Source organism: Mucilaginibacter paludis DSM 18603 (genome assembly GCF_000166195.2).
GTDB classification, from domain to species: domain Bacteria; phylum Bacteroidota; class Bacteroidia; order Sphingobacteriales; family Sphingobacteriaceae; genus Mucilaginibacter; species Mucilaginibacter paludis.
Genome location: NZ_CM001403.1, coordinates 1,456,492 through 1,482,149, shown reverse-complemented (window position 1 = coordinate 1,482,149; position 25,658 = coordinate 1,456,492). Strand labels below are relative to the sequence as shown.

At 42.0% G+C, this 25,658-nt stretch carries 26 protein-coding genes; 18 read left to right on the top strand and 8 right to left on the bottom strand.

Going from position 1 to position 25,658, the window contains the following annotated elements; all coding sequences use genetic code 11:
• Window positions 1-163: 163 nt before the first annotated feature.
• From trhO to hemH, 10 genes are all read left to right on the top strand, one after another.
• The gene (trhO, locus tag MUCPA_RS06220) at window positions 164-1,144 is read left to right on the top strand and encodes an oxygen-dependent tRNA uridine(34) hydroxylase TrhO (protein WP_008505132.1); all 981 of its coding nucleotides are present in this window, start codon (window positions 164-166) and stop codon (window positions 1,142-1,144) included.
• A gap of 5 nt (window positions 1,145-1,149) precedes the next feature.
• Window positions 1,150-2,613, top strand: coding sequence for a 1-hydroxycarotenoid 3,4-desaturase CrtD (gene crtD, locus MUCPA_RS06215; protein ID WP_008505131.1), 1,464 nt, complete (start codon window positions 1,150-1,152; stop codon window positions 2,611-2,613).
• 292 nt (window positions 2,614-2,905) lie between these two features.
• A complete protein-coding gene (locus MUCPA_RS06210; RefSeq protein ID WP_008505130.1) occupies window positions 2,906-3,754 on the top strand; it encodes an alpha/beta fold hydrolase in 849 nt (282 codons plus the stop codon).
• 66 nt (window positions 3,755-3,820) lie between these two features.
• On the top strand, window positions 3,821-4,444 hold the full coding sequence (locus MUCPA_RS06205; protein WP_008505129.1) for a lysophospholipid acyltransferase family protein: 624 nt from the start codon (window positions 3,821-3,823) through the stop codon (window positions 4,442-4,444).
• 62 nt (window positions 4,445-4,506) lie between these two features.
• Window positions 4,507-5,127, top strand: a complete 621-nt coding sequence (locus MUCPA_RS06200; protein ID WP_040625747.1) for a lysophospholipid acyltransferase family protein — start codon at window positions 4,507-4,509, stop codon at window positions 5,125-5,127.
• Complete coding sequence (locus MUCPA_RS06195) at window positions 5,128-6,216, top strand: glycosyltransferase (protein WP_008505126.1); 1,089 nt, start codon at window positions 5,128-5,130, stop codon at window positions 6,214-6,216.
• Window positions 6,195-6,857 (top strand): carotenoid biosynthesis protein, encoded by a 663-nt coding sequence (locus MUCPA_RS06190; protein ID WP_008505124.1) that lies wholly within the window; start codon window positions 6,195-6,197, stop codon window positions 6,855-6,857. Before MUCPA_RS06195 ends, MUCPA_RS06190 begins: the two co-directional genes overlap by 22 nt.
• Before the next feature lie 59 nt (window positions 6,858-6,916).
• Window positions 6,917-7,768 (top strand): 4-hydroxy-3-methylbut-2-enyl diphosphate reductase, encoded by an 852-nt coding sequence (locus MUCPA_RS06185; protein ID WP_008505123.1) that lies wholly within the window; start codon window positions 6,917-6,919, stop codon window positions 7,766-7,768.
• A 23-nt stretch (window positions 7,769-7,791) separates the two neighbouring features.
• Window positions 7,792-8,463, top strand: a complete 672-nt coding sequence (locus MUCPA_RS06180) for a fatty acid desaturase (protein ID WP_008505122.1) — start codon at window positions 7,792-7,794, stop codon at window positions 8,461-8,463.
• A 126-nt stretch (window positions 8,464-8,589) separates the two neighbouring features.
• On the top strand, window positions 8,590-9,609 hold the full coding sequence (hemH, locus tag MUCPA_RS06175; protein ID WP_008505120.1) for a ferrochelatase: 1,020 nt from the start codon (window positions 8,590-8,592) through the stop codon (window positions 9,607-9,609).
• Here the strand turns inward: hemH and MUCPA_RS06170 are convergent.
• Window positions 9,606-10,844: a 3-deoxy-D-manno-octulosonic acid transferase gene (locus tag MUCPA_RS06170; RefSeq protein ID WP_008505119.1), complete on the bottom strand. Its 1,239-nt coding sequence runs from the start codon at window positions 10,842-10,844 to the stop codon at window positions 9,606-9,608. The genes hemH and MUCPA_RS06170 overlap by 4 nt on opposite strands.
• A gap of 72 nt (window positions 10,845-10,916) precedes the next feature.
• Between MUCPA_RS06170 and MUCPA_RS06165 the strand changes: the two genes are divergently transcribed.
• The 4 genes from MUCPA_RS06165 to rfbB all read left to right on the top strand — a co-directional run bounded on the left by MUCPA_RS06165 (window position 10,917) and on the right by rfbB (window position 15,429).
• Complete coding sequence (locus MUCPA_RS06165; protein WP_008505118.1) at window positions 10,917-12,263, top strand: UDP-glucose dehydrogenase family protein; 1,347 nt, start codon at window positions 10,917-10,919, stop codon at window positions 12,261-12,263.
• Between the two features lie 92 nt (window positions 12,264-12,355).
• The gene (locus MUCPA_RS06160) at window positions 12,356-13,336 is read left to right on the top strand and encodes a UDP-glucuronic acid decarboxylase family protein (protein ID WP_008505117.1); all 981 of its coding nucleotides are present in this window, start codon (window positions 12,356-12,358) and stop codon (window positions 13,334-13,336) included.
• A gap of 3 nt (window positions 13,337-13,339) precedes the next feature.
• Window positions 13,340-14,365: a UDP-glucose 4-epimerase GalE gene (galE, locus tag MUCPA_RS06155; protein WP_008505116.1), complete on the top strand. Its 1,026-nt coding sequence runs from the start codon at window positions 13,340-13,342 to the stop codon at window positions 14,363-14,365.
• An 11-nt stretch (window positions 14,366-14,376) separates the two neighbouring features.
• The gene (gene rfbB, locus MUCPA_RS06150; protein ID WP_008505115.1) at window positions 14,377-15,429 is read left to right on the top strand and encodes a dTDP-glucose 4,6-dehydratase; all 1,053 of its coding nucleotides are present in this window, start codon (window positions 14,377-14,379) and stop codon (window positions 15,427-15,429) included.
• Window positions 15,430-15,573: 144 nt separating this feature from the next.
• Here rfbB and MUCPA_RS06145 read toward each other — a convergent pair whose 3' ends face one another.
• A complete protein-coding gene (locus tag MUCPA_RS06145; RefSeq protein ID WP_008505114.1) occupies window positions 15,574-16,812 on the bottom strand; it encodes an ABC transporter permease in 1,239 nt (412 codons plus the stop codon).
• Between the two features lie 346 nt (window positions 16,813-17,158).
• Entirely contained in the window at window positions 17,159-17,512 is a 354-nt protein-coding gene (locus tag MUCPA_RS06140) for a HesB/IscA family protein (RefSeq protein ID WP_008505113.1), read from the bottom strand.
• 93 nt (window positions 17,513-17,605) lie between these two features.
• On the opposite strand from MUCPA_RS06140, the gene MUCPA_RS06135 reads away from it, so the two are divergent.
• The 4 genes from MUCPA_RS06135 to MUCPA_RS06120 all read left to right on the top strand — a co-directional run bounded on the left by MUCPA_RS06135 (window position 17,606) and on the right by MUCPA_RS06120 (window position 22,165).
• Complete coding sequence (locus tag MUCPA_RS06135; protein WP_008505112.1) at window positions 17,606-18,136, top strand: DUF7935 family protein; 531 nt, start codon at window positions 17,606-17,608, stop codon at window positions 18,134-18,136.
• A 9-nt stretch (window positions 18,137-18,145) separates the two neighbouring features.
• Window positions 18,146-19,696, top strand: a complete 1,551-nt coding sequence (locus MUCPA_RS06130; protein WP_008505111.1) for an acyl-CoA mutase large subunit family protein — start codon at window positions 18,146-18,148, stop codon at window positions 19,694-19,696.
• 374 nt (window positions 19,697-20,070) lie between these two features.
• A complete protein-coding gene (gene dnaA, locus MUCPA_RS06125) occupies window positions 20,071-21,498 on the top strand; it encodes a chromosomal replication initiator protein DnaA (protein WP_008505110.1) in 1,428 nt (475 codons plus the stop codon).
• An 82-nt stretch (window positions 21,499-21,580) separates the two neighbouring features.
• On the top strand, window positions 21,581-22,165 hold the full coding sequence (locus MUCPA_RS06120) for a hypothetical protein (RefSeq protein ID WP_008505109.1): 585 nt from the start codon (window positions 21,581-21,583) through the stop codon (window positions 22,163-22,165).
• Between the two features lie 13 nt (window positions 22,166-22,178).
• On the opposite strand, the gene MUCPA_RS06115 is transcribed toward MUCPA_RS06120, so the two are convergent.
• The 5 genes from MUCPA_RS06115 to MUCPA_RS06095 all read right to left on the bottom strand — a co-directional run bounded on the left by MUCPA_RS06115 (window position 22,179) and on the right by MUCPA_RS06095 (window position 25,600).
• Window positions 22,179-22,709: a Uma2 family endonuclease gene (locus MUCPA_RS06115; protein ID WP_008505108.1), complete on the bottom strand. Its 531-nt coding sequence runs from the start codon at window positions 22,707-22,709 to the stop codon at window positions 22,179-22,181.
• Window positions 22,710-22,766: 57 nt separating this feature from the next.
• The gene (locus tag MUCPA_RS06110; protein WP_008505107.1) at window positions 22,767-23,315 is read right to left on the bottom strand and encodes an NUDIX hydrolase; all 549 of its coding nucleotides are present in this window, start codon (window positions 23,313-23,315) and stop codon (window positions 22,767-22,769) included.
• Window positions 23,316-23,429: 114 nt separating this feature from the next.
• Window positions 23,430-24,224, bottom strand: coding sequence for a TPM domain-containing protein (locus MUCPA_RS06105; RefSeq protein WP_008505105.1), 795 nt, complete (start codon window positions 24,222-24,224; stop codon window positions 23,430-23,432).
• Window positions 24,225-24,235: 11 nt separating this feature from the next.
• Window positions 24,236-24,673: a TPM domain-containing protein gene (locus tag MUCPA_RS06100; protein WP_008505104.1), complete on the bottom strand. Its 438-nt coding sequence runs from the start codon at window positions 24,671-24,673 to the stop codon at window positions 24,236-24,238.
• A 348-nt stretch (window positions 24,674-25,021) separates the two neighbouring features.
• Entirely contained in the window at window positions 25,022-25,600 is a 579-nt protein-coding gene (locus MUCPA_RS06095; RefSeq protein WP_008505103.1) for a LemA family protein, read from the bottom strand.
• Window positions 25,601-25,658 lie beyond the last annotated feature (58 nt).

The window sequence follows — 25,658 nt, the reverse complement described above, 5'->3', positions numbered from 1 at the left end:
GACATTCGTCGTCAAATATGATCCCCCAACTGCGCAATCCATGGGCATGATTTCTTAATGGACTATAGGTAACCAACTACGACCAACTTGCGATCAATCATCCAAAAAAAATAATTATCTTTGCGGCTCATTAAACGCTGTTTGCAGCAGTATCAATGCCATCATGACAAAGTATCAAACATTACTGTATTATTGTTATTCAACAATAACCGATGCGGAGCAATTCACCGCAGATCATCTTAAATTTTGTAAATCTTTAAACCTGGTTGGGCGTATTATTGTAGCCGATGAGGGCCTGAACGGTACGGTATCTGGTACGGTTGAATCTTGCCAGGCGTACATGGACACGCTTCACGCGGACCCACGATTTGCCGGGATCGATTTTAAAGTTGACGATGTGGAAGAGCCATCATTTGTAAAAATGCACGTGCGCTATAAGACAGAGATCGTCCATTCGGGCCTGCGCGACCCCAATATCATCAACCCCCAGCAAAAAACGGGTATCCACCTGGAAGCGAAAGATTTTTTGGCGATGAAGGATCGTGATGATGTGGTGGTTTTGGATGTACGGTCTAACTACGAGCACTCGGTAGGTAAATTTAAAAATGCTATTACTTTAGATATTGAAAACTTTCGCGATTTTCCGTCCAAAATCAATGAGCTGGCCCAATACAAGGATAAAAAAATAATTACCTATTGCACCGGTGGCATTAAGTGCGAAAAGGCATCCGCTTTGTTGCTTCACGAAGGTTTTAGCGATGTATACCAGTTGCATGGCGGCATTATTAAGTACGGGAAGGAGGCCGGAGGTGAGGATTTTGAAGGTAAGTGTTATGTATTTGATAACCGCTTAACGGTTGATGTAAACGCTGTTAACCCCGTAGTGATATCTACCTGTTATAACTGTGGCACTACAACGGCAAAAATGATTAACTGCGCCAACCCCGAGTGCAACGAACACTTTACCCAATGTGATGCCTGCGGCGAGGCCCTGGAGGGATGTTGCTCCGAGGAATGTAAACAACACCCGCGTAAGCGTGTATATGATGGTACAGGGTATTATGTAAAGGTTCCTCAACCCGTTAGCGCCCTTAAATTATCCCGTAAGGTTACAGAAACAACGAACTTAGAAAACGCTGGCTAAGCTATATGCCCAAGCCCAAAGCCATTGTGATAGGTGCCGGTATTGCCGGGATAGCCGCAGCCATCCGCTTAGCGGTTAAAGGCTATGAAGTGGAAGTTTTTGAGGCCAACAGCTACCCCGGAGGCAAACTTTCGGAAATTACTTTGGGCGCTTACCGTTTTGATGCCGGGCCAAGCTTGTTTACCATGCCGCAGTACGTGGACGAGTTGTTTGAGCTTGCCGGGAAAACTAAAGGCTTGAGTTACCAAAATTTGGATGTTGTTTGCAAGTATTTTTATGAAGACGGCACCAAACTGAGCGCCTATGCCGACGAGGATAGGTTTGCAGGGGAAGTAGCCGGTTTAACCGGCGAAGATCCGGCAAACGTTAAACGCTATTTTAAAAACAGCCGCAACATTTATCAAATCACCAATCATGTTTTTTTAGAACGATCACTACATCGCCTGAAAACGTTTTTGCGTTGGGATACACTGAAGTCGGTATTTCGCTTTCCGCAGATTGACGCTTTCAGAACGATGCACCGGGCTAACAAGGGCTTTTTTAGGGATAAGCGCCTGATTCAGTTTTTCGACCGGTATGCTACATACAACGGCTCCAACCCTTACCAGGCACCGGCTACCTTAAATGTTATCCCACATTTGGAGCAATATTTCGGTGCGTATTTCCCCGATGGGGGGATGTATAGCATCACCACCAGTTTAGTTAAGCTGGGAGAGAAACTGGGCGTGAAATTTAACTACACCTGTGTGGTTGATGAAATAGTTTTGCAGAAGCAGGAAGTTAAAGGTATCAGAGTTAAGGGTGAGTTACAAGCTGCCGATGTGGTGATATCCAACATGGATGTTTATTTTACGTATAGCAAGTTGCTCAAATCGCATCCAGAACTTCAACCCGCAAAATTATTAAAGCAGGAGCGGAGCAGTTCGGCACTGATATTTTATTGGGGTATAAAAAAGAGCTTTCAGGAGCTTGATCTGCACAATGTATTTTTCAGCGGCGATTATGAGGCTGAGTTTAAAGCCATCTGGGAAAAACAAGGCCTATACCATGACCCTACCGTATACATCAACATCAGCTCGAAATATAAGCCGGATGATGCGCCAATGGACTGCGAAAACTGGTTTGTGATGATTAACGTTCCGGCAAATAAGGGCCAGGATTGGGATGAGCTGATTGCTGAAGCGCGCAAAAATATCATAGCCAAATTGTCACGCATCCTGGGCGAAGACGTAAGCAGCCTGATCACATGCGAGTCAATTTTAGATCCGCGAAGCATCGAAAGCAAAACCTCATCTTACCAGGGCTCGCTATATGGTACCAGTTCCAACAACCAGTTTGCCGCGTTTTTACGGCAGGCTAACCGTTCATCAAAAATTAAAGGCTTGTACTTTTGCGGCGGCAGCGTACACCCTGGCGGGGGTATTCCGCTGGCCCTGCTTTCCGCCAAGATTGTAAGCGACTGGATGTGATTTGGTGTATTGGTTATTTGTGTTTTAGTTATTGGGTGTATTAAGTTATTGGGTTATTGAGTGTATTAAGTTATTGAGTTTGTCTCAGGTTATTGATCGCTTTATGTAGCCAATTCAATTTGATAGACTAAAAAGTAACTTACCTCGATAATCAAGTAAATCAACAATCAAGTAACCAGTAGCTTAATAATCAAGTAAATAATAACTAAGTATCCAATATCCAGGTAACCAACAACTCAATAACGAAGTAACCCAATAACAAATAACCAATACACCAATAACCACCAACCAAATGGGCTTTCTGCATCTACCTGATCTTGGAACTGTACATTACCATGAATATGGTACAGGTAATAAGCCGCTATTGGCTTTTCATGGTTACGGCATGACGGGGAAACAATTCCATGTGCTCCAAAAATCCTTGTTAGGCAAATATCATGTTTATGGATTCGATCATTTTTTTCATGGAGAAAGTAAATTGGAGGGCTGGACTGAGCAACAGATACTGGCCGGGATGAATAAAACTATGGTGCGTGCCTATTTGGAAGCCTGGTTTAAAGTATTCGGGCGGCAGCGTATCTCGTTGATGGCTTATTCCATCGGGGCCAATTTTGCGTTGATATTGCTTGAAGATTATGCCGATATGGTTGACGAAGTGATACTGATGGCACCCGATGGCTTGGCCGGATACGAGGGATTTAAATTTTTACAGCACCATAGCATAGGGCGCGCGATATTTAAAACCATTAGCAAAAGTAACTGGCTGGCGCCGAAGCTGCTAAAAGCCTTGAAAAAAATCAGGGTGATCGACCAAAGTTTATACACCATTGCTTATAACGAAGTAGATACGCCCAAAAAGCGCGAAGATGTATTTTATACGCTCAACCTGATACGGCATTTGAAACCCGATATAAAAAAAGTGGCCGAACAGGTTAACCGTTACAACATAAAATGTGTATTGATATTTGGCCGGGATGATTTGCTTTTCCCCAAAAAGCCCGCTATGCAGGCGATTGAATTGCTGGACGGGCTTGAAGTACACGAAGTACCGATGGGGCATTGGCTGGTAACAGCCGCCCTGGATGCTTATCTGTGCGATGCTGCGCAAAAGCTTGCCAATAATCAAAGTCGACATAAGTAAAGGCTCAATAATTTTCTTGCTGCACTAACTTTAACTCTTCAATTACGTTATTATATATTTGCCAGCATGATACCCGCACGCCGAAATAAAACCCTGAGCAACCTTTTTGCTTTATACATGCGTTACCGCATGCGCAAGGCATTTAAAGTGATAGAGGTGATGCCCTTTGAGGTTAAGCCGGGGCACTCCATATTATTGCTTTGCAACCATTTTAGCTGGTGGGACGGCTTTTTTGGCAACTACCTGGCCTATTGGACATTTAAGCGAAAGTTGTTTATTATGATGCAGCACGATCACCTGGAGAAACGGATGCTGTTTAATTTGTTCGGCGGTTTTTCCATTGAAAGGGGCACGCGCGAAATGCTCAAGTCGTTGTGGTACGCTGCCGATTTGCTCAATGACCCGGAAAATCTGGTGGTTGTTTTCCCGCAGGGCGAGCTGATCTCGAATCATACGACCAATATCAGTATCGAGAAAGGTATTGAACGGATGATCAAACACATTAAAGGCCCCTGCCAGGTTGTTTATTGTGCCACCCTGATTGATTACTTTGAAAGTTTAAAGCCGTCGGCTTACATCCATTTGTTTGATTGCGGGATAGCTAACCAGATGCCATTTGATGAGTTGGTTAAAAATATCAATACCTTCCATCAAAAAGCGCTTAAAGATCAGGTAGATGTTGCTCATTAAAGTGTTTAAAATTGCCGCCGGATGGTAGCGACTTTCAATCTCAATACTTATCTTGCGTTTGGATGTTAAAGCCAAAAAAAAACTTATTAATTACGGGTTTCTTTAATCTGTACATCAACTGGATCATCAAACGCCATTTTCAGCAAGTGCAGTTTAATCGCCCTGATTTTAAATCAGATCGTTCGGTTTTACTAATTGCCAATCATTTTAGCTGGTGGGATGGCTTTTTGCTTTATCATGTTAACCAATTGGTGTTCAACAAAAAGTTCCACATTATGGTGTTGGAAGATACGATGCAAAAATTAAGTTTTTTAAAGTACTTGGGCTCGTTTTCGGTCGCTAAAAATTCCCGGCAAATACTTCAGTCGCTGGATTATGCTGCAGATCTGTTAAATGATCCAGATAATATGGTGGTTATTTTCCCGCAAGGTAAATTGTATTCTAATTTTGTTGACGACGTTCATTTTGAAAAAGGAGTAACACACATAGCGCGGAAGGCAAAGGCTAACTTTCAGTATGTTTTAGCAGCCACCTTTATAGAAAACTTTCAATATAAAAAGCCGGCCGTAAATGTTTATTTAAAGGTTTTTAACGTTGATAATATAGCACCTGATCAGCTGCAACAGCAATATCAGCAACATTATCAAAAATCCAAGCAGCAACAAACCGCAATTACAGTATAAATGATTCTTATTATCTATTTTGTGTTATTCTTTTTGATACTGCGGTTTGTAGTAACGCTGTTCAACTTCTTATCCGATCCTAAGCTAAGGCGGGTAGCAAAACACTATCATGATTTTGTTTCTATCCTAATCCCCGTAAGGGATGAAGAGGATAATATCATTCATTTGTTAAAATCTATTCAAGGGCAGGATTATAGCAACTACGAAGTGATTGTATTAGACGATCAATCCAAAGACGGAACCTTGAAAATTTGTACTGATTTTTGTAATACAGATAAGCGATTCAAAGTATTAAAAGGTAATAACCTTCCTAACGACTGGTTAGGTAAAAACTATGCCTGCCATCAATTGGCGCTGGAGGCTAAGGGGCAATACCTGATGTTTGTAGATGCCGATGAACAAATTAATAACGGGCTCATTAATAGTTCGGTTCACCGGATGAAAGCGAATAATCTAACCTTGTTAAGCCTTTTTACCAACCAGGTGATGATCACATTAGGCGAGAAGCTGGTTATACCCTTGATGCATTTTATTCTGCTTAATTTGCTGCCGCTCAAGCTTGTTTTGTTGGTGAAAAATCCATCGGTGGCTGCAGCGAGCGGCCAGTTTATGTTTTTTAATGCGGATGACTACCGGCGCTATCACTGGCACCAGTTGGTAAAGAGCCGCGTTGTTGAGGATGTTGAAATTATGCGCCAGGTAAAAGCCAGCAACCTGAATGGTGAAACCCTGCTGGCCAACGGGATGATTAGTTGCCGGATGTATACTTCATTTGAAGAATGCTTAAATGGCTTTAGCAAAAATTTTTTAGCGGCATTTAATTACAGCATCCCCGGGTTTTTGTTTTTCTTGTTGCTGCTCATCGCCGGGCCTATGATGGTTGTATTAACCACCAATTTTTCGTTAATATTTTTCACTATCGGCCTTATTGTTCTAACCCGCGTTATGATATCATTGTCGTCGGGCCAAAATGTGCTTCATAATGTGGTGCTCCATCCTCTTCAAATGCTGAGCCTTACTGTTATCTCGTTTATGGCTATTCAAAAACATCTTACCAAAACCAATGTGTGGAAAGGCAGAAAGGTTTGAAACTTAATAAAATTACTATAGCCATCCTTATTATTGTGGTATTCCACATCGTTGGCCTTATTGGTTTTTTTATCCCGGCGCTGCAACCTTTGTTTTTAAAAATAGTACCATTCCATTTGTTGTTGATGTTGGCGGTGATTATTTACAGTCATGAGGCACGTAGTTTTAAATTTTTAATTTTTTTCATTGTTGTTTTCGTATTGGGCTTGTTAGTGGAGTGGGTAGGGGTGCATGAGCATGTTATTTTTGGGCGATATGTTTATGGTAAAACGCTTGGTATCAAGTTAAGTGATATTCCGTTGATGATAGGCGTTAACTGGTTCTTGCTTGTCTATTCGGCAGGGGTTTTAGTACAGTGGTCGCCGTTTAAAAATCCCTTCATCAAAGTGGTATTGGGGGCCGCAGTTCTGGTTCTGCTTGATATGGTTATTGAGCCTGTAGCGGTTAGGTTTGATTATTGGGCCTGGCTAAGCGCGGGCTCCTATTTAACGGCGCCGCTTAAAAATTATGTTGACTGGTTTTTAGTTAGCCTGGCTATGTTGGTCGTATTTGAACTATTTCAATTTAAAAAGCAAAGCCAGGTAGCCGCCGTGTTAATGCTAACGCAGTTTGTTTTTTTTATATTGATGCGATGGGCTTAACGCAGAGCAAGGCAATTTTCTATAATACATTATTCACCTTTTATCTATAAATTTGCAATATGGGAGCGCATCAGTTACAGGTAACTATTGACCAGGATTCGGGCTTTTGCTTCGGTGTTGTTTACGCTATTGATATGGCCGAGGAAATTTTGGCCGAGGATGGCTATTTGTATTGCCTGGGCGATATAGTGCATAACGACGAAGAGGTTGACCGTTTAAAAGCTAAAGGTTTACGTATTATATCACACGATGAACTTGCCGGTTTAGCTAACGAAAAAGTACTGATACGCGCACATGGTGAAGCGCCGGAAACATACAAAACTGCCCTCGAGAATAATATTACCCTGATAGATGCCTCATGTCCGGTAGTATTAAAACTACAAAACCGGATTAAAACATCATTTGATGCCGACGAAAAGATTGTGATTTTTGGCAAGCACGGGCATGCAGAAGTAATAGGTTTACAAGGACAGACTAATGGAGATGCACTTGTTTTTCAGGATATTGCCGAACTGGATGATGTGCAGCTGCCAGAGCGGTTTACACTTTACAGCCAAACCACCAAAAGCACCGCCAAATTTTACCAGATTAAGGAAGAGTTGATTAATCGTGGTTACGATGTTAAGGCTAACGATACCATTTGCCGCCAGGTTTCAAACCGGGATAAAGATCTGCATAAGTTTGTAGTCAACTTTGATAAAATATTGTTTGTATCGGGCAAAAAATCGTCAAACGGAAAGGTGCTTTACGAGGTTTGTAAAAAGTATAACCCCAATACTTATTTCATTTCCTCCACAGACGAATTGGATATGTCTATCTTTCAGCCGGGCGATAAAATAGGCATAGCCGGTGCAACATCAACCCCGATGTGGCTGATGCAGGAATTTAAAACTGAATTGGAGAAATATTGATCCCCGCAGAGCGTTAATTAAGTATGCACAAACCCGCGCCTTATACCGGTACACTGATATCCCTGGTAGTTTTAGGCAGCTGGTTAACAGCCATCATATTCTTAATGCGTTGGCAGGTTAACTGGGCAAATCCATTATTATATCTTTTTGTTTTAGTGCAAATGCATTTGTACACTGGCTTGTTTATTACCGCGCATGATGCTATGCACGGAACTATTTCATCAAACAAAACCATTAACAATGCTTTAGGCTATACGGCAACTTTTTTTTACGCCGCATTCTGGTATCCGCAATTGTATACTAAACATCACCGGCATCATAGCCACGTACATACAGATGAAGATCCCGACTATCACCTGGGAAGCTTCCTGGCATGGTATTATACTTTTATCCGTAACTATTTGTCTATCTGGCAAATTGTGGTTATGGCCCTTGTTTTTAATGTATTGAAAATTTGGATACCGCAGGTCAATCTTCTTTTATTCTGGGTATTGCCCTCGTTGTTAAGTACACTGCAATTGTTTTACTTCGGCACATATTTGCCTCACAAAGGCGAACATGATAATAAACATCAATCGCGCAGCTTAGCTAAAAATCATTTCCTGGCTTTTATTTCGTGCTACTTTTTTGGCTACCACTATGAACACCATAATTCGCCCGGGACACCCTGGTGGTTGTTATGGAAAATGAAATAAGTTTGAATGATTACAAATAACACCCTGCTGACATTTTAAATTTAGTTAGCCCAAACTTCCATATTATCTTTGCGACCGCAAGTGCGGTTATCTATTTGAGCAGATAAAGCCGTTTGTAAACTGAATATGAGCAAAAAAGGAGTTTTACTAATTAACCTGGGTACGCCCGATAGCCCATCGGTAAGCGATGTGCGTAAATATCTTGATGAGTTTTTAATGGACCCAAGGGTGATTGACGTAAACCCCGTGTTGCGTACTTTTTTGGTTAAAGGGATTATTGTACCCTTCCGCAGCCCCAAATCGGCCAAATTATATCAACATATATGGGATGATAAAACGGGTTCTCCTTTATTGCACTATAGCATTTTGCAGCACCAGCAGCTGAAGGATGAGTTAGGCGACGAATACCAGGTTGAACTGGCTATGCGCTACCAAAGCCCTTCTATCGAGTCGGCATTAAACAGGTTGAAAGAAGCATTGGTGCAAAGTATCCTGGTGATAGCATTGTTTCCGCAATATGCATCGGCCAGTAGCGGCTCCGTGCACGAGAAGGTGATGGATATTGTAGGCAATTGGCAAACCATCCCCGATATTTCGTTTATAAACTCCTTCCATGATAACGAGCTGATGATTGAAACCTTTGCCGACAATGGCCGAAAATACCAGCCCGAAACTTACGATCATATTTTATTCAGTTTCCACGGTTTGCCACAACGCCAGCTAATTAAGTGCGACCATACGGGTCAGTACTGCCTTAAAGTAAATGGCTGTTGCGATACTTTAAACGATACCAACAAACTTTGCTACTCTGCCCAATCGCATCATACTGCTCAGCTCATCGCTCAAAAATTGAATATTCCGGCAGATCGATATACCATTTGTTTTCAATCCCGTTTAGGCAGCGACCCATGGGTACAGCCCTATACCAGCGAGGTGATTAAAAAGCTCGCTAACGAGGGTAAAAAGCGCTTATTGGTATTTTGCCCGGCCTTTGTTGCCGATTGCCTGGAAACCGTTTACGAAGTAAGTGTTGAGTATCACGAAGAGTTTATTGCCGCCGGGGGCGAGCATGTGCAGCTGGTAGAAAGTCTGAACGATTCGCCAAAATGGATCCGCGCGCTTAAAGAAATGGTATTGAATAATTAGTTTTCGGTTCGCATTAACTCTTTTAAATGGGTTGTTTTTAATATGGTATCTGTGGCTCCGGTGTTATTGGCAACATAAGCCTTAATAGCGGCGCTGGTTTTTTGCCTGTAATTTAAATCGCTTATCAGTTGATGGGCAATTAATTTCAGGTCGTCAACGTTGGATACTGTAAACCCTAATTGCATACTTACCATATCTCTGGCTTCGCGAAATTTTTGATAATTAGGGCCAAATATAACCGGCAGCCCAAATGCAGCCGCTTCCAGCGTATTATGAATACCTACCCCAAACCCGCCACCTATAAAAACGATATCTCCATATTGATAAAGTGAGGATAGCATCCCGATGTTATCGATGATCAGAACTTTAAAATCATTTAGCGGCATAGCCAAATCTTTAATCTCAGAGAAGCGGATGGTTTGGCCATGGGGTAATGAGCTTTTTAATTTCAGTATTTTTTCTTCGCTAATTTCATGCGGTGCAAAGATGAATTTCCAATCAGGGTACAGCGGTATCAGCGCCGTTATTAATCGTTCATCCTCGGGCCAGGTACTGCCGCCAAAAAAAACAGGTTTGCCGTTTTTAAACTGTTCAATAACCGGGAGGTGTTTGGGCTGGCTGGCGTTGGCCCAAACCCTGTCAAACCGTGTATCGCCGCTTACCGTGACATGATTGATGCCGATGTTTTGCAACAAACCCTTTGATTCCTCATCCTGCACAAAAAAATGTGTAACAAAGGATAGCATTTTACGATGCAGGCCACCGTACCATTTAAAGAATATTTGCCCGGGCCTGAATATTCCTGAGATTACATAGAGCGGGATTTGGCGCTTGTTCAGTTCGTTAAAATAATGATACCAATATTCGTATTTGGTGAATATTGCAACAACTGGGTTTATTTTTTCAATAAATTGCATTGCGTTTGTTGCAGAATCCAAAGGAAGATAATAGATTTGGTCTGCCAGAGGCGTGTTTTTTCGCACCTCATATCCTGAAGGTGAAAAAAAAGTAATAACGATGGGAAGGTTTGTAGATGAGCGTATTTGTTCTAAAACCGGCCTGCCTTGTTCAAATTCGCCCAGGGATGCAAAATGAAACCAAACGCTTTTTGGAGTATAGGCTATATTGTTATTTTTTCGGCCAATGGTCCATAATTTTGCCTTTTTGTTAAAGAATTGAGCAAAAAATACTAATAATGCATAAAGCTTGATAAAAAAATTGTAAATTAATAACATACTAAAGGTCGGAATTATTATCTTCGTTGGTCGAAGGTAAACATTAAAAAATATTAAAACCCACAAAAAACGATGAAAATAGCAGTAGTAGGCACAGGTTATGTAGGCCTTGTAACAGGTACATGTTTAGCGGAAACCGGCAACCAGGTAATATGCGTTGACATTAATGCTGAAAAAGTAAAGATGATGCAAGACGGCAAATTGCCGATCTATGAACCTGGCCTTGATATTTTGTTTCATCGTAACATTGGACAGGGCAGGTTGCATTTTACAACAAACCTGGGCGAAGCAATCGAAGAAGCGCAGATCATCTTTTTGGCTTTACCTACCCCTCCGGGTGGAGATGGTTCTGCCGACCTGAGTTATGTATTAGGTGCAGCTAAAGATATAGGCAAGCTAATTAAAGATTATAAAGTTGTTGTAACCAAATCAACAGTGCCGGTAGGTACAGCGGATAAGGTAAGGGCTGCTATGGATAGCCAAACAAAGGTACCCTTCGACGTGGTATCTAACCCCGAATTTTTGAGGGAAGGTGTAGCGGTGGAAGATTTTATGAAACCTGACCGTGTGGTAATTGGCACAACAAGTGAAAGAGCCCGCAAAATAATGGGCGAGCTGTATGCGCCTTATGTGCGCCAGGGTAACCCTGTGATCTTTATGGATGAGAGATCATCCGAGTTAACCAAATATGCCGCTAATTCATTCCTTGCTACCAAAATTACCTTTATGAACGAGGTTGCTAATCTGTGCGAACTGGTAGGTGCGGATGTTGACATGGTAAGAAAGGGTATCGGGTCCGACGAGCGTATTGGTCGCAGGTTTTTGTTCCCCGGTGTAGGTTACGGTGGCAGTTGTTTCCCTAAAGATGTGCAGGCCCTGGTTAAATCTGCCGACGAAAATCAATATAATTTTAAGATCCTCAACTCGGTTATCGAGGTAAACGAAACCCAGAAGAAAATACTTTTTGAGAAAGTGAAGAAATATTTTGATGGGGAACTTGCAGGAAAGAAATTTGCACTATGGGGCTTAGCCTTTAAGCCGGAAACTGACGACGTGCGCGAGGCACCGGCTTTATACATTATTGACGAATTGATTAACGCGGGAGCAACGGTTACCGCTTTTGACCCGGAAGGCATGGATAATGTACGCAAAATGATAGGTACAAAAATAAGCTATGCGGCAGATCCTTATAGTGCTTTACATAATGCGGATGCTTTACTAATTGTTACAGAGTGGTCGTTATTCCGTAACCCGGATTTTGATCAGGTAGCCAAATTATTAAAAAACAAAGTGATTTTTGACGGACGTAACCTTTACGATCTGCAAAAAATGCTTGATTGCGGTTTTTATTATAACAGTATCGGCAGAAAAATTGTCACTAAGGAAGGTGCAGACGAAAATGTTGCATCTGGAAGTTAAGAAAGGCAAAGCCAACAGAAAATTGTAATTTAGTGGTAGCAAATATTAGTAAAGCTAATTTTAAAAAAGTCATCCCCTCATAAATATAATACATGGAAAGAAAGCGAATACTCATCACCGGAGCGGCAGGGTTCTTAGGATCACACCTGTGCGACAGGTTTATTAAAGAAGATTTCCACGTGATTGGAATGGACAACCTGATCACCGGTGACCTGAGAAATATAGAGCATTTGTTTAAGCTCGAAAATTTTGAGTTTTATAACCATGATGTATCCAAATTTGTACATGTATCCGGAGATTTGCATTATATCCTGCACTTTGCTTCTCCAGCAAGCCCGATAGATTATTTAAAAATTCCGATCCAAACGCTGAAAGTGGGTTCGTTAGGAACTCATAATTTGCTTGGCTTGGCTAAGGCGAAGGGCGCCCGTATGTTGATTGCATCTACATCAGAAGTATACGGCGACCCGAGCGTAAACCCACAACCAGAAGAATACTGGGGCAATGTAAACCCCGTAGGGCCAAGGGGAGTATATGATGAAGCCAAACGTTTCCAGGAGGCCATCACGATGGCTTACCACACCTTTCATGGTGTAGAAACCCGCATTGTGAGGATATTTAATACATACGGCCCAAGGATGCGCCTTAATGATGGGCGTGTATTGCCTGCATTTATTGGCCAGGCATTGCGCGGTGAGCCGCTAACTGTATTTGGTGACGGATCGCAAACGCGTGCGTTTTGTTATGTAGATGATTTGGTTGAGGGCATATACCGGTTGCTGTTTAGCGATTATGTGCAACCCATGAATATCGGTAACCCCGATGAGATCACCATCCGGGAGTTTGGCGAAGAGATTATCAAGCTAACCGGAACCGATCAGGAACTGGTATGCCACCCGCTGCCAACAGACGATCCTAAACAACGGCGCCCTGATATTACTAAGGCAAAGGCTATTTTAGGGTGGGAGCCCAAAGTATCCCGCCAGGAAGGTTTGAAAATTACTTATGAATATTTCAAATCACTTCCTGATAAAGAAATTCAGCATAAAGACTTTACTTACTATAATAAATAACAGATGTCAAAAATATTGGTTACCGGTGGCTTAGGCTACATCGGATCGCACACGGTAGTTGAATTGGTAAATGCAGGTTATGAGCCGGTTATCGTTGATAATCTTTCTAACTCTAACATCAAGATTTTGGATCAGATAACGCATATTATCGGTTTTACCCCGGTTTTTTACGAACTTGATCTGAGTGACGAACAAGCGGTTAAAAGCCTTGCGCTAACGGAGCCTGATGTTACCGGTATCATCCACTTTGCAGCTTACAAAGCCGTAGGCGAATCAGTGGCTTTGCCTTTAAAGTATTATCAAAATAATTTTTACTCTCTCATTAACATATTGCAGGCATACTACGGCAAAGCCATAAACCTGGTGTTTTCTTCAAGCTGCACCGTTTATGGGCAGCCTGATGTTTTACCTGTTACCGAAGATGCACCTGTAAAGCCTGCACAATCTCCATACGGCAATACCAAACAGATTGCTGAAGAAATTTTGCAGGATATGGTTAATGCCGGAAGCAATTATAAAGTGATAGCCCTGCGGTATTTTAATCCGGTAGGTGCTCACGATTCGGCATTGATAGGTGAGCTTCCTATCGGTGTGCCTCAAAACCTGGTACCTTTTATCACACAATCGGCCATCGGTAAAAGAGGAGCTATTACTGTTTATGGCAACGATTATGATACGCCTGATGGCAGCTGCATCCGCGATTATATTCATGTAGTTGACTTGGGCAAGGCACATGTTGCAGCTTTGAAACTGATGGAAGGTGCTGGTTATGCTACCGGTTATGATATGTTTAACCTTGGCACTGGTAACGGAACATCTGTATTGCAGGTTATCAAGGCCTTTGAGGAATCTACAGGCGAAAAATTAACCTATCAGATAGGCCCGCGCCGTCCCGGCGATGTTGAAAAGGTTTGGGGTGATGTAACTAAATCAAAAAAAGTATTAAATTGGCAGGCTGAACTGGGCGTAGAGGCGATGATGTCTTCTGCCTGGAATTGGGAGAAGTATTTATCCCAAAGCCCGTTTTAATGAATAGCTAAATGAAAAAGATTATCATCACCGGTGGAGCCGGTTTTATAGGTTCGCATGTTGTAAGGCGTTTTGTTACGCAGTATCCGGAGTATCAAATTATTAACCTGGATAAATTAACCTATGCCGGTAATTTAGCTAACCTGAGTGATATTGATCAATTGCCAAATTACAGGTTTGTTAAAGGCGATATTGTTGACGCAGCCTTTATTGAAGAACTTTTTAAAACAGAACAACCTGACGCAGTGATCCACTTAGCCGCCGAATCACACGTGGACCGCTCAATCAGCAACCCGCTGGAATTTGTGATGGCGAATGTAATTGGCACGGTTAACTTGCTGAATGCTGCACGCGAAAACTGGAAGGGCCGTTATGATGAAACCCGTTTTTATCATGTATCAACCGATGAGGTATATGGAACATTAGGCGACGAAGGTATGTTTACCGAAGAAACCGCGTATGATCCTCATTCGCCCTATTCGGCATCAAAAGCCAGTTCAGATCATTTTGTGCGTGCTTACCAGGATACCTACGGCATGAACGTGGTGCTGTCAAATTGCTCCAATAATTATGGGTCGTTCCATTTCCCAGAAAAGTTAATCCCGCTTGCCATCCATAACATCAAGCAAAATAAACCTATCCCGGTATATGGAAAAGGCGAAAACATTCGCGATTGGCTTTGGGTGGAAGACCATGCTCGCGCTATTGATCTGATTTTTCACAAGGCAAAATCAGGGAAAACCTATAACATCGGCGGCCATAACGAATGGAAAAATATTGATCTGATCCGTTTGTTATGCAGTATTTTGGATAAAAAACTGGGTAGGGAAGAAGGCGAATCAGAAAAACTGATCACCTTTGTAACAGACAGGGCCGGGCACGATTTACGCTACGCCATTGATGCCACAAAACTAAAGGACGAATTAGGCTGGACACCGAGCATCACGTTTGAACAAGGTCTTGAAAAAACAGTTGACTGGTACTTAGCCAACCAGGCGTGGCTGGATGATGTAACATCGGGCCACTACAAGCAGTACTACCAGGAACAATATTCTGCAAGATAAGTATTTGATGATTTTTATACCCTACGGGGATAAGGATGGATGGGTAGAATAAATTCTGCTCATCCATTTTTTATGGGTTGTTATGCCGTTTTAATGCTGAGATTAATTAAGGCAGATATATCAAACTTGGTTGACAATCAAAAATTACTCATACCTCAGCGCCTCCACCGGATCAAGTTTAGAAGCCTTGCTGGCCGGGTAAAACCCTGACATTAGCCCTATACCAGAGCATAATACAATAGCCAAGGCCAGCCACAACCATGGCACCACAAAGGTACCGCTGATTTGTATCGCTATCATGTTGCCAATGGCCATTCCTAAAATAATGCCGCCTATACCGCCTATCAGGCAAATCACAATCGATTCAATTAAAAATTGTTTCCGGATAACCGAAGGGGTAGCGCCAATTGCTTTACGGATGCCTATTTCACGTGTACGTTCCGTTACCGATACCAGCATAATATTCATCAAACCAATAGAGGCGCCAATCAATGTGATCAGGCCAACGGCCAACCCGGCAGCGGTTATACCCGCCAGTTGTCCCGATAACTGTTGCTGTATAGAGTCGCTCCGCGTAATCTCAAAATTATCTTCGCGGCTGATGGGCAGCCTGCGTATATTTCTAAAAAGGGAAGTAGCCTCGCCGGTTGTAGCTTCCAATGCCGATGCATTGCTCACCATCACACCGATGGTAAACGACGGGTTTGGGTTAGTGGTAATTTGCTTAGCCTTAAATACGGGGATGATGCAAACTTTATCGCCGCCAAAGCCCGCGCTTGACCCTTTTGAGGCTGTTAAACCGATAATCTTAAATTTGTTTGCACCAATGGTAAGGGTTTTATTAATTGGATCCTCGTTTTTAAAAAGTTTGGTTTTAATCTCGTCGCCAATAATAACCACGTTGGCGCCATGTTCCAGTTCTGCGGGAGAGAAATTTCTGCCTGCGGCCAGCTTATAGCCGCCTGTTGTTAAATAATTATCATCCGCTCCTAAAACTGAAATATTAGGATTGGTTTTAAGATCAATATATTTGGCTGTAGCTGCGTAAGATGCATAGGTGTTTATGGAAATGATTGACGGTACGCTGAAGGTCTTTTTAAAGTGTACGGCATCTTCATACCTGATGGCCGGATAGGTTTTTCCACGGCCCCCGCCAAACCTGATTCCGCCTCCCCGGTTACGTATGGTAAACGAGTTAGCCCCCATACTCGAAAACGCGTCGTTTGTATATTGCTTAATGCCCTCTATGGCAGTTAAAATACCAACCAATGCCATGATGCCTATCGCGATGATCAAAGACGTTAACGATGTCCGCAGCCTGTTACCGCCTATTGACTGCAAGGCAACCGCGATATTTTCTTTATAATTCATCTGTACAGACATGGGCGTAATTTTAGCTGATCCGAGGATAAGACACCGGGCCTGTATAATTTGTTACACGTAATTGTTTAATTATTAATTTTCAGATGTAGAAATGTAGGATTGTGCACATCTCTTCTGAAAGGATAATGTAGATAGGTGGAGGGGCGAATATGCAGACGCTCGGGTTTACAGATCTCTACGTCTGCATATAGTATACCAGCATTTGGAATACAAATGCCGGTGTGGCTCAACTTGAAATCAATTACATCAACGGCACTTTAACAATTGACTTGTAATATCAACCAGCAAAGGCTAAACTTTTTACATAAAGTCTACCTTGTCGGGGATTCAGAGGGGGTGCTTTTGTTTATACCGAGAATGATGTTCCGCAACCGCAGGTACTTGCGGCATTAGGATTATTGAAGGTAAATCCGCGTGCATTTAAACCATCCTGAAAGTCTATTTGCATACCAACCAGGTATAAACCATGAGCCTTATGCATGTAAACTTTAATATCATCAATCATATAAATCTGATCGCCGTCTTTTTGCTGATCAAATCCAAGTATATAGCTCATGCCAGAGCAGCCTCCGCCTTCAACGCCTATGCGCAAGCCAAAATCATCGCCCAGTTCTTGCTGGTCTTTTAACTTTAACAATTCTTTTACGGCACCCGGTGTAAAAGAAACAGGTGCAAGGGTGGTTTCAACAGCAGTACTCATGATATTTTTAATTTGATATGCAAATATAAGCCAAAATGTGGAGTTTTGTTTCCGGGTGAATGTTTATGACACCTGACTAACATTTTGAAAATTATGAATATATATCCTTATTTGTTGGACATTTTAAAATATTTTATAGCAGGCATCGGTGTTGTATCGGCCACCTACTATATCATCAAGCCTCATATTGAGCGGTCGGAAAAGGTTCAACTTCTGGAATTTAAACGGACATTAAACGCCCAAACCCTACCATTGCGTTTACAGGCTTATGAGCGCCTGGTTTTATTTATCGAGCGGGTGAACCCATCGAGCATGCTGATCCGCTTAAATGGCTCAGATTATTCGGCAGGCGAGCTACATAGTATTGTAGTAAACGAGATCCGTAACGAGTACCAGCATAATGTAACCCAACAAATTTACGTAAGCCCACGCGCATGGGGAGTAATGCGCCGGGTGAAGGATGATACCATGAGTATTGTTACCAACGCCATTAAGGGCTTGCCCGAAGAGGCATCCGGTATGGACCTGAGCCGCACCGTGCTGATGCATTTAAGTAAACTGGAAGACAATCCTTATGATATTGCGCTGGCCATGATCCGCAGGGATTTGGAAGATCTTTTTTAAATCAAAATCATGGCAGAAAAAAAGATTACTACCTCATCAGGTATCGAAATTAAGGAGGTTTATACCCAGGCGCCATCTCCGCAAAACGAGTTACCGGGCGAGTTTCCATTTACCCGGGGCATCCAAAAAGATATGTACCGCGGCAAGCCATGGACGATGCGCCAATACGCCGGTTTTTCAACTGCCGAAGAATCTAATAAGCGTTATCATTATTTGTTGAACCAGGGCACCATGGGCCTTTCGGTAGCCTTTGATCTGCCTACTCAGATAGGTTATGATTCGGATCATGACCTGGCCGAAGGCGAAGTGGGTAAAGTGGGCGTAGCCATCGACTCGTTGAAGGATATGGAGATTTTGTTTGAGGGGATTGACCTGCAAAAGATTACCACTTCCATGACTATCAATGCTACCGCTGCCACTCTTTTGGCAATGTACATAGCGCTGGCAAAAAAACAAGGTGCAGATCTGAAACAGATATCCGGAACCATTCAGAATGATATTTTAAAAGAGTACGCGGCCAGGGGTACCTATATCTATCCCCCGCGGCAATCCATGCGGCTCATTACCGATGTTTTTGAGTATTGCAGCAAGGAAGTGCCGAAATGGAATACGATATCCATATCCGGATATCACATCCGCGAAGCGGGATCAACAGCTGTTCAGGAGCTGGCATTTACATTGGCCAACGGAAAAGCTTATTTAATGGCTGCCCTGCAAAAAGGATTGGATATTAATGTGTTCTCAAAGCGACTATCTTTTTTTTTTAACTGCCACAATAATTTTTTTGAAGAGATAGCCAAATTCCGCGCGGCCCGCCGCATGTGGGCCCACATTACCCAGGAGCTCGGCGCAACAGATGCCGGTGCTCAAAAGCTCCGTTTTCATACACAAACCGGTGGTTCAACTTTAACCGCACAGCAACCATTGAACAACATTGTGCGTATAACTAACCAAGCTATGGCGGCCGTTCTGGGTGGAACACAATCGCTACATACAAACGGGTACGATGAGGCTTTATCGTTACCGACTGAGGCCGCCGCGAAGGTGGCTTTGCGTACCCAGCAGATTATCGCTTTTGAAAGCGGCGTAACCGATACCGTTGACCCTTTGGCAGGATCATACTTTGTGGAGAGTTTGACAGACGAGATGCAGGCCGCGGCTCAATTATACATCGATAAGATTGATGCGATGGGTGGATCGGTTAAGGCCATTGAGCAAGACTACATTCAACAGGAGATTGCCAAGGCTGCTTACCAGTACCAGAGCAATATTGAAAATGGCGAGCAGGTAGTAGTAGGAGTTAATCGTTTTACCCAACAGGAAGAAAAAGAAATTGAACTTTTTCGGGTAGATGATTCCATCAGGTTAAAACAAATGGAGCGTTTAAAGGTTTTGAAAGCCGGGCGTAACCAGGCAGCCGTTGATGAAGCCTTGAGCAATTTAAGGCTGGCCGCAATGGGCGACGATAACCTGATGCCGCGCATTTTAGATGCCGTGGAAAATTATGCCACTCTGGGCGAAATTGCCGACACTTTGAGGAACGTGTTTGGCGAATATTAAAATTGTGCCTCACGGGAATTTAACTGTCTGTAAACAATGTTATTAAAATTCGGGTGCTTTTTTAGGCGATTATTAAAACGACATTGAGAATTATTTTGTTTAGATTTATCGTAGTTCAACCTATTCGCTAATTCTCGCACTTAATAGCTTAATGATAAAAAACAGCATTCGTTTTTGGGTAATATAGGCTCTGAAATGCAAATAAGGCGTCTTTTAAGCCTAAGAAAGTATTTTAGAGTGCTTTATAAATTAATCGTCCGAATAATGAAAATTTAATTTTTTTATAAGCTTATTTTTTCAATATTCGATGTTCCGAAGCCGGCCCTGCGAAACTTTCACAGGAGGTTTGTAATCAATAAATTAGTAAAATATCAATGGAAAAAACTTGTACTAACGTTTGGAATAGCTGCTTGCAGATCATCAAGGACAATATACCGGCCCAAAGTTTTAAAACCTGGTTCGAGCCTATAAAAGCCTTAAGAATTGAAGGTAGTGTTCTGACTATACAGGTTCCAAGTTTGTTTTTCTTTGAGTGGCTTGAAGAACATTACGTTGGCTTATTGCGTAAAACAATAAAAAAACAATTAGGCGAGGACGGACGTTTGGAGTATAACATTGTTGTTGAGCAATCATCATCAAGCAAACCTTATACAACCAATATGCCATCAAACGGAAACGGTGCCGAAGGTAAAAATCAATCCATGCCAATACCAATATCAATTAATAAGGATATTAAGAATCCTTTTGTGATTCCGGGTCTTAAAAAGCTGCAGGTTGATCCACAATTAAATCAAAACTACACTTTTGAAAGTTTTATTGAAGGGGATTGTAACCGTTTGGCCCGCTCTGCTGGTTATGCGGTGGCTGCTAAACCGGGTGGTACATCGTTTAACCCTTTAATGATATATGGTGGTGTTGGTTTAGGTAAAACACACCTGGCGCAGGCTATAGGTAACGAGATTAAGCGTACCCTGCCCGATAAATTGGTGCTCTATGTATCGTGCGAAAAGTTTACCCAGCAGTTTGTTGACGCCCTTAAGCATAATAACATTAACGATTTTGTTAATTTTTACCAGGCTATAGATGTACTGATTATGGATGATGTACACAACTTTGCCGGTAAAGAAAAAACACAGGATTTCTTTTTCCATATTTTTAACCACCTGCATCAGTCGGGCAAACAACTGATCATCACTTCTGATAAAGCGCCAAAAGATCTGGCCGGTTTGGAAGAAAGGTTGTTATCGCGTTTTAAATGGGGCCTTTCTGCCGATCTGCAGATCCCAGATCTGGAAACGCGTATGGCTATCCTGAAAACTAAAATATACCAAGATGGTATCGACTTGCCTTACGAGGTAATAGAATATGTAGCCCACAATATCGATAACAATGTGCGCGAACTTGAAGGTGCCATGGTATCGTTACTGGCTCAATCAACATTAAACCGCAAGGAAATCGATTTAAACCTGGCAAAATCGATGCTGAAAAACTTCATCAAAAACTCCACCAAAGAGATTTCGATGGAATACATCCAAAGCCTGGTTTGCGAATATTTTGAGGTTCCCATCGAGATGGTGAAGTCACAAACCCGCAAACGCGAAATTGTACAGGCCCGCCAAATCTCCATGTACCTGGCCAAGGCCCATACTAAAAGCTCACTAAAATCAATCGGCAACTTCTTTGGCGGCCGCGATCACTCTACGGTAATCTATGCCTGCCAAACCGTAGAAGATTTAATTGATACCGATAAAAAATTTAAAGGCTACGTTGCCGATATACAGAAGAAGTTGAAGATGTCGTAAACGGATTTGTTTGCATTATAATATATCGGAAGCGCTTTAATAGGCGCTTTTTTCGTTATATTAGTGGATAACCTTTCAGCCTATGTCGCTAAAATTAAAATATTGGCAATTGCCTGTGCTTTTTATACCGTTTATAGCAGGCAGCATAATTGAAGATTGGCCGCAGTCTGATAATGAGGCTTATCTAAGAACTTCAGCTACAGCCAATTTCTTGTTTGTACTCAATACGTGCGTCCTGATTTACTATCAAACCTATTTTGCTTTGGGGTTTAACCGGGTTTCAACTAAAAAATCAAACATATTTAAATGGAATGCCCTGGTACCTGTTTTTTTCTTTACTGCTTATTTGTTGATGGTTGTTTATTCAACATTTATAAAAGCTGTAGTTCATCAAAACAAGCATTTTCGCGGGCCTATACAAAAAGCAGACTTCAATCCAACCACCTGGGTAATATTTGTATTTATAATTCATGCGCTCATTACCTTTTTTTTAATCAATAATCAATTTGTAGCAAGGCAAATTAAAAAGGTACCTAATGCGGATGAGCAATTAATTTTAAAAGAGAATTTTTTGGAGCCAATGAAGAAGTTGTTGTCCGTAACAATAGGGTTGCTTCTTGCAGCCATATTAATAAGCTTTATTACGGATATTGTCAAGCTAACATGAAGGAATCACCTTGTTAAAAGCTAAATTGCGCATTTAATGCGCTGACAACCAGTCTCCCTTTTTCTGATGCAATTTGTTCGTATCTGCCATCCTCACCTAATAAGTACTGCCAAACTTCTTTAGTTTCAGGGTCGATAATAATATATTCAGGGATGAGATTTCGCTGGTAAAGGTCAAACTTCTTTTTCGTATCGTAGCTTTTGTTAGATGATAATAACTCGATCACTAAATCAGGAACACCATGAATGCCATTTTTTTGAATAATCGAATTGTGTTGATCTTTAACAAAAATTAAATCAGGCTGTACAACGTCAGCCTCGCCACTTAGATAAACATCAAAGGGTGCAATAAAAACCTTGCCCCATTGGTTTTTAGTGGTGGCTTCTTTCAGCATTACAAAAATGTCACCCAATAAATCCTGGTGATCATAATTAGGTGATGGCGACATGTATAATGTATTATCAATTACCTCACAGCGTGTTCCTTCCGGAAGCATGTTAAAAACTTCCATGGCCGTACGTGGTATGTCAATTACATGCTTCATGTTACAGCTAATTTAGCAACAAACTGGTAAAAATAAAAGTCGTTTTTTATTAATATATTACAATTTGCCCAACTTCATCAGGGCATAAAACAAATTAGTACAATGCAGGGCCTGCGCTATTTTATTTTCGGCAAGTAACTGTTTTACCTCATCAATGGTATATTCTTCAACAACAATCTCCTCATGGTCGTCCAAATTTTGCAGCTGTGTTTTTTTGCCGTTCCTGGCCAGGTAACAGTAGGTATGGTTGTCGCCGGTAGCCGGGTTGGCATAGATGGTGCTGATCAGTTCAACCTCGTCAAAGCTATAGCCGGTCTCTTCCAGTATTTCGCGTTTAATGGCATCTTCTGGCGCTTCACCATCTTCAATAACACCTCCCGGCAGCTCAAGCGATACAATTTGTGCCGCGTGGCGATACTGCCTAACCATTAAGATCTTCCCATCTTCGGTAATAGCTACTGCATTACTCCAGTTAGGATATTCTAAAACAAAATAAGCCGGTACTATCCTGCCATCGGGCATTTCGCATCGGTCTGCACGTAAGGTAGCCCAGGGGCCTTTGTGTATATAAGTTGAAGAAAGTATTTTCCAAACCAGGTTTTTCATGTATCTGCAAAAAATAATATTAAAACAACCAGCCAAATGAGTCCGAAACTAAATAGCCACAGACTAATAACTAAATGACAATAACCAGTAACTAAATAACCAGTATCAATCTCCCTACCAGCTCCCGCTTGCGCCGCCGCCGCCCGAACTTCCGCCACCAAAGCCTCCAAATCCACCGCCACCGCCAGAATCTCCGCCTGACCCACCACCAAAAAAGCCGCCGCCATCATTACTGCCCCGGCCCAGGGCCGATCCCATCAAGAACCACCAAAACGGACTTGAGCCGCCCCTTCGCCCTATAATATGGCCACCACCGCCGCCAATATTTCTGAATATCAATATCAGCACCACAATAACAATGAAAATGATGATGCCTATGCTGCCACCATTGCTGTCGTCGGTACCTTGTTGGGCTTTAGCATCGGCCTTGTACTCACCCTTCATTTGCTTTATCAACGAGTTTGTACCCGCATCAAGCCCTTCGTAATACTGTCCCTGTTTAAAATAAGGTTTAATGTCGTTCTCAATAATGTTATGAGCAACAATATCGGGCACAGCGCCTTCGGCACCATAGCCTGTCTGTATACTAACCTTTCGGTCGCCCAGGGCAACCAATACCAGTATACCGTTGTTTTTGCCTTTAACGCCAATACCCCAGGCCCTGATTAATGCTGTACCATACTGGTTAATATCATAACCGCCCACCGATTTCAACATAACTATGGCAATTTGCGTGGAAGTAGAGTCCGCAAAGGCTACGAGTTTATTTTCAAGCCCGGATTTTTGATCTGCCGAAAGTGTATTGGTATAATCGGTAACCAGCGTATTTGACTTGGGCGGTAAATCTTGTGCAAACACCAGGCAAACTGATAAGATCAGCAGACAAAGTATAAAGAGTTTTTTTAACATGGATTTAGATTTTAGTTGCCGTTCATAAAAGCAATATCGTCCGGCAATTGGTTATGCTTACCATCTTCTTGATACGGAAAATATTTTTCCAGTTGTTCACCAGCTATTTTTAAACCCGTTAGTATGCCTTCCACAAGGTCGCCATATTTAAAATGTTGCTGCATGGCATCCTTGGTGGTATCCCAAAAATCGATAGGTACTACTTTATTAATTCCCTTATCGCCAATAATAGCAAACTTACGGTCAACAGTTGCCAGGTAAATCAATACCCCGTGGCGGTGTCGGGTATGCTGCATTCCTAACTGTCCAAAATATTTAGCGGCGCGTATTAGTACATCTTCGCTACAGTTTTTTTCTATACAAACACGTACTTCGCCCGAGGTGTGTTTTTCAACATCCTCAATAGCCTTACGCACGCGCTGTTGTTCATCATCATTAAATAAAGCCATAATTGTTGATCACTGATTATAAATGATTTATATGATTACACTGATTAGTACCACTGATTCAAAATGATTTATTTGATTACGCTGATTATTACCATTGATTTAAATGATTGTTTTTGATTACACTGATTCCTGGCGCTGTTTCGATTTAAACCTTTATCGTGCCGATGTTAAGCAATTGATTACATAGATAAAATGATACCGATCAAAACGGCTAAATAACACTAATCAAACCATTATATCAGATATAACATCAATAACATTAACCAGCTTAACCCACATTCAATCAATCAAAATCGGTGTAATCAAAAAAGAATCAGTGTAATCAAATAAATCATTTATAATCAGTGGTCAAAATTGCACCTTCGGCGCTTTCTCGCTACCCGGCTCAGCCTGAAAATACCCCTTCTCGGTAAAGCCAAACATTTTAGCTGTTAAATTAGCCGGAAACGAGCGGATCTTACTATTATATTCCTGTACAGCCAGGTTAAAGTCGCGGCGAGCTACCGTAATCCGGTTTTCAGTACCTTCTAATTGAGCCTGTAATGCCAGAAAATTCTGATTGCTTTTTAAGTCAGGATAATTTTCGGTAACTACCAATAGCCTGCCTAAGGCGCTGCTCAGCTCTCCCTGCGCGGCCTGGAATTTTTGGATCGATTCGGGTGTTAGTTTGGTTGGGTCAACCTGTACCGATGTGGCTTTGGCGCGGGCGTTAATCACGTCAGTCAACGTGCTTTTTTCAAAATTTGCCGCACCTTTAACGGTGGCTACCAAATTTGGTATAAGGTCAGCCCGTCGCTGATAGTCGTTTTCTACCTGTCCCCATTTAGCTTTAACATTTTCATCCATGCTGGTCATGGTATTATAACTGCACGAACTTAATGATAGGGCTACCATTGCAATGAGCAAGGCCGATAATATTTTTTTCATGATACTGTAGATTTGAGGTGAATTTAAGCTTTACTATGCAAATTACATACCTTTGTTG

Coding starts and splice junctions, on each gene's coding strand:
- dnaA (WP_008505110.1), top strand. CDS start 20,071: ATGGAAAAAACTTGTACTAACGTTTGGAATAGCTGCTTGCAGATCATC.
- MUCPA_RS06200 (WP_040625747.1), top strand. CDS start 4,507: ATGTTAAAGCCAAAAAAAAACTTATTAATTACGGGTTTCTTTAATCTG.
- MUCPA_RS06105 (WP_008505105.1), bottom strand. CDS start 24,224: ATGTTAAAAAAACTCTTTATACTTTGTCTGCTGATCTTATCAGTTTGC.
- MUCPA_RS06160 (WP_008505117.1), top strand. CDS start 12,356: ATGGAAAGAAAGCGAATACTCATCACCGGAGCGGCAGGGTTCTTAGGA.
- galE (WP_008505116.1), top strand. CDS start 13,340: ATGTCAAAAATATTGGTTACCGGTGGCTTAGGCTACATCGGATCGCAC.
- trhO (WP_008505132.1), top strand. CDS start 164: ATGACAAAGTATCAAACATTACTGTATTATTGTTATTCAACAATAACC.
- MUCPA_RS06095 (WP_008505103.1), bottom strand. CDS start 25,600: ATGAAAAAAATATTATCGGCCTTGCTCATTGCAATGGTAGCCCTATCA.
- MUCPA_RS06100 (WP_008505104.1), bottom strand. CDS start 24,673: ATGGCTTTATTTAATGATGATGAACAACAGCGCGTGCGTAAGGCTATT.
- hemH (WP_008505120.1), top strand. CDS start 8,590: ATGAGCAAAAAAGGAGTTTTACTAATTAACCTGGGTACGCCCGATAGC.
- MUCPA_RS06185 (WP_008505123.1), top strand. CDS start 6,917: ATGGGAGCGCATCAGTTACAGGTAACTATTGACCAGGATTCGGGCTTT.
- MUCPA_RS06115 (WP_008505108.1), bottom strand. CDS start 22,709: ATGAAGCATGTAATTGACATACCACGTACGGCCATGGAAGTTTTTAAC.
- MUCPA_RS06205 (WP_008505129.1), top strand. CDS start 3,821: ATGATACCCGCACGCCGAAATAAAACCCTGAGCAACCTTTTTGCTTTA.
- MUCPA_RS06110 (WP_008505107.1), bottom strand. CDS start 23,315: ATGAAAAACCTGGTTTGGAAAATACTTTCTTCAACTTATATACACAAA.
- rfbB (WP_008505115.1), top strand. CDS start 14,377: ATGAAAAAGATTATCATCACCGGTGGAGCCGGTTTTATAGGTTCGCAT.
- MUCPA_RS06210 (WP_008505130.1), top strand. CDS start 2,906: ATGGGCTTTCTGCATCTACCTGATCTTGGAACTGTACATTACCATGAA.
- MUCPA_RS06120 (WP_008505109.1), top strand. CDS start 21,581: ATGTCGCTAAAATTAAAATATTGGCAATTGCCTGTGCTTTTTATACCG.
- MUCPA_RS06195 (WP_008505126.1), top strand. CDS start 5,128: ATGATTCTTATTATCTATTTTGTGTTATTCTTTTTGATACTGCGGTTT.
- MUCPA_RS06135 (WP_008505112.1), top strand. CDS start 17,606: ATGAATATATATCCTTATTTGTTGGACATTTTAAAATATTTTATAGCA.
- crtD (WP_008505131.1), top strand. CDS start 1,150: ATGCCCAAGCCCAAAGCCATTGTGATAGGTGCCGGTATTGCCGGGATA.
- MUCPA_RS06165 (WP_008505118.1), top strand. CDS start 10,917: ATGAAAATAGCAGTAGTAGGCACAGGTTATGTAGGCCTTGTAACAGGT.
- MUCPA_RS06180 (WP_008505122.1), top strand. CDS start 7,792: ATGCACAAACCCGCGCCTTATACCGGTACACTGATATCCCTGGTAGTT.
- MUCPA_RS06145 (WP_008505114.1), bottom strand. CDS start 16,812: ATGTCTGTACAGATGAATTATAAAGAAAATATCGCGGTTGCCTTGCAG.
- MUCPA_RS06170 (WP_008505119.1), bottom strand. CDS start 10,844: ATGTTATTAATTTACAATTTTTTTATCAAGCTTTATGCATTATTAGTA.
- MUCPA_RS06130 (WP_008505111.1), top strand. CDS start 18,146: ATGGCAGAAAAAAAGATTACTACCTCATCAGGTATCGAAATTAAGGAG.
- MUCPA_RS06140 (WP_008505113.1), bottom strand. CDS start 17,512: ATGAGTACTGCTGTTGAAACCACCCTTGCACCTGTTTCTTTTACACCG.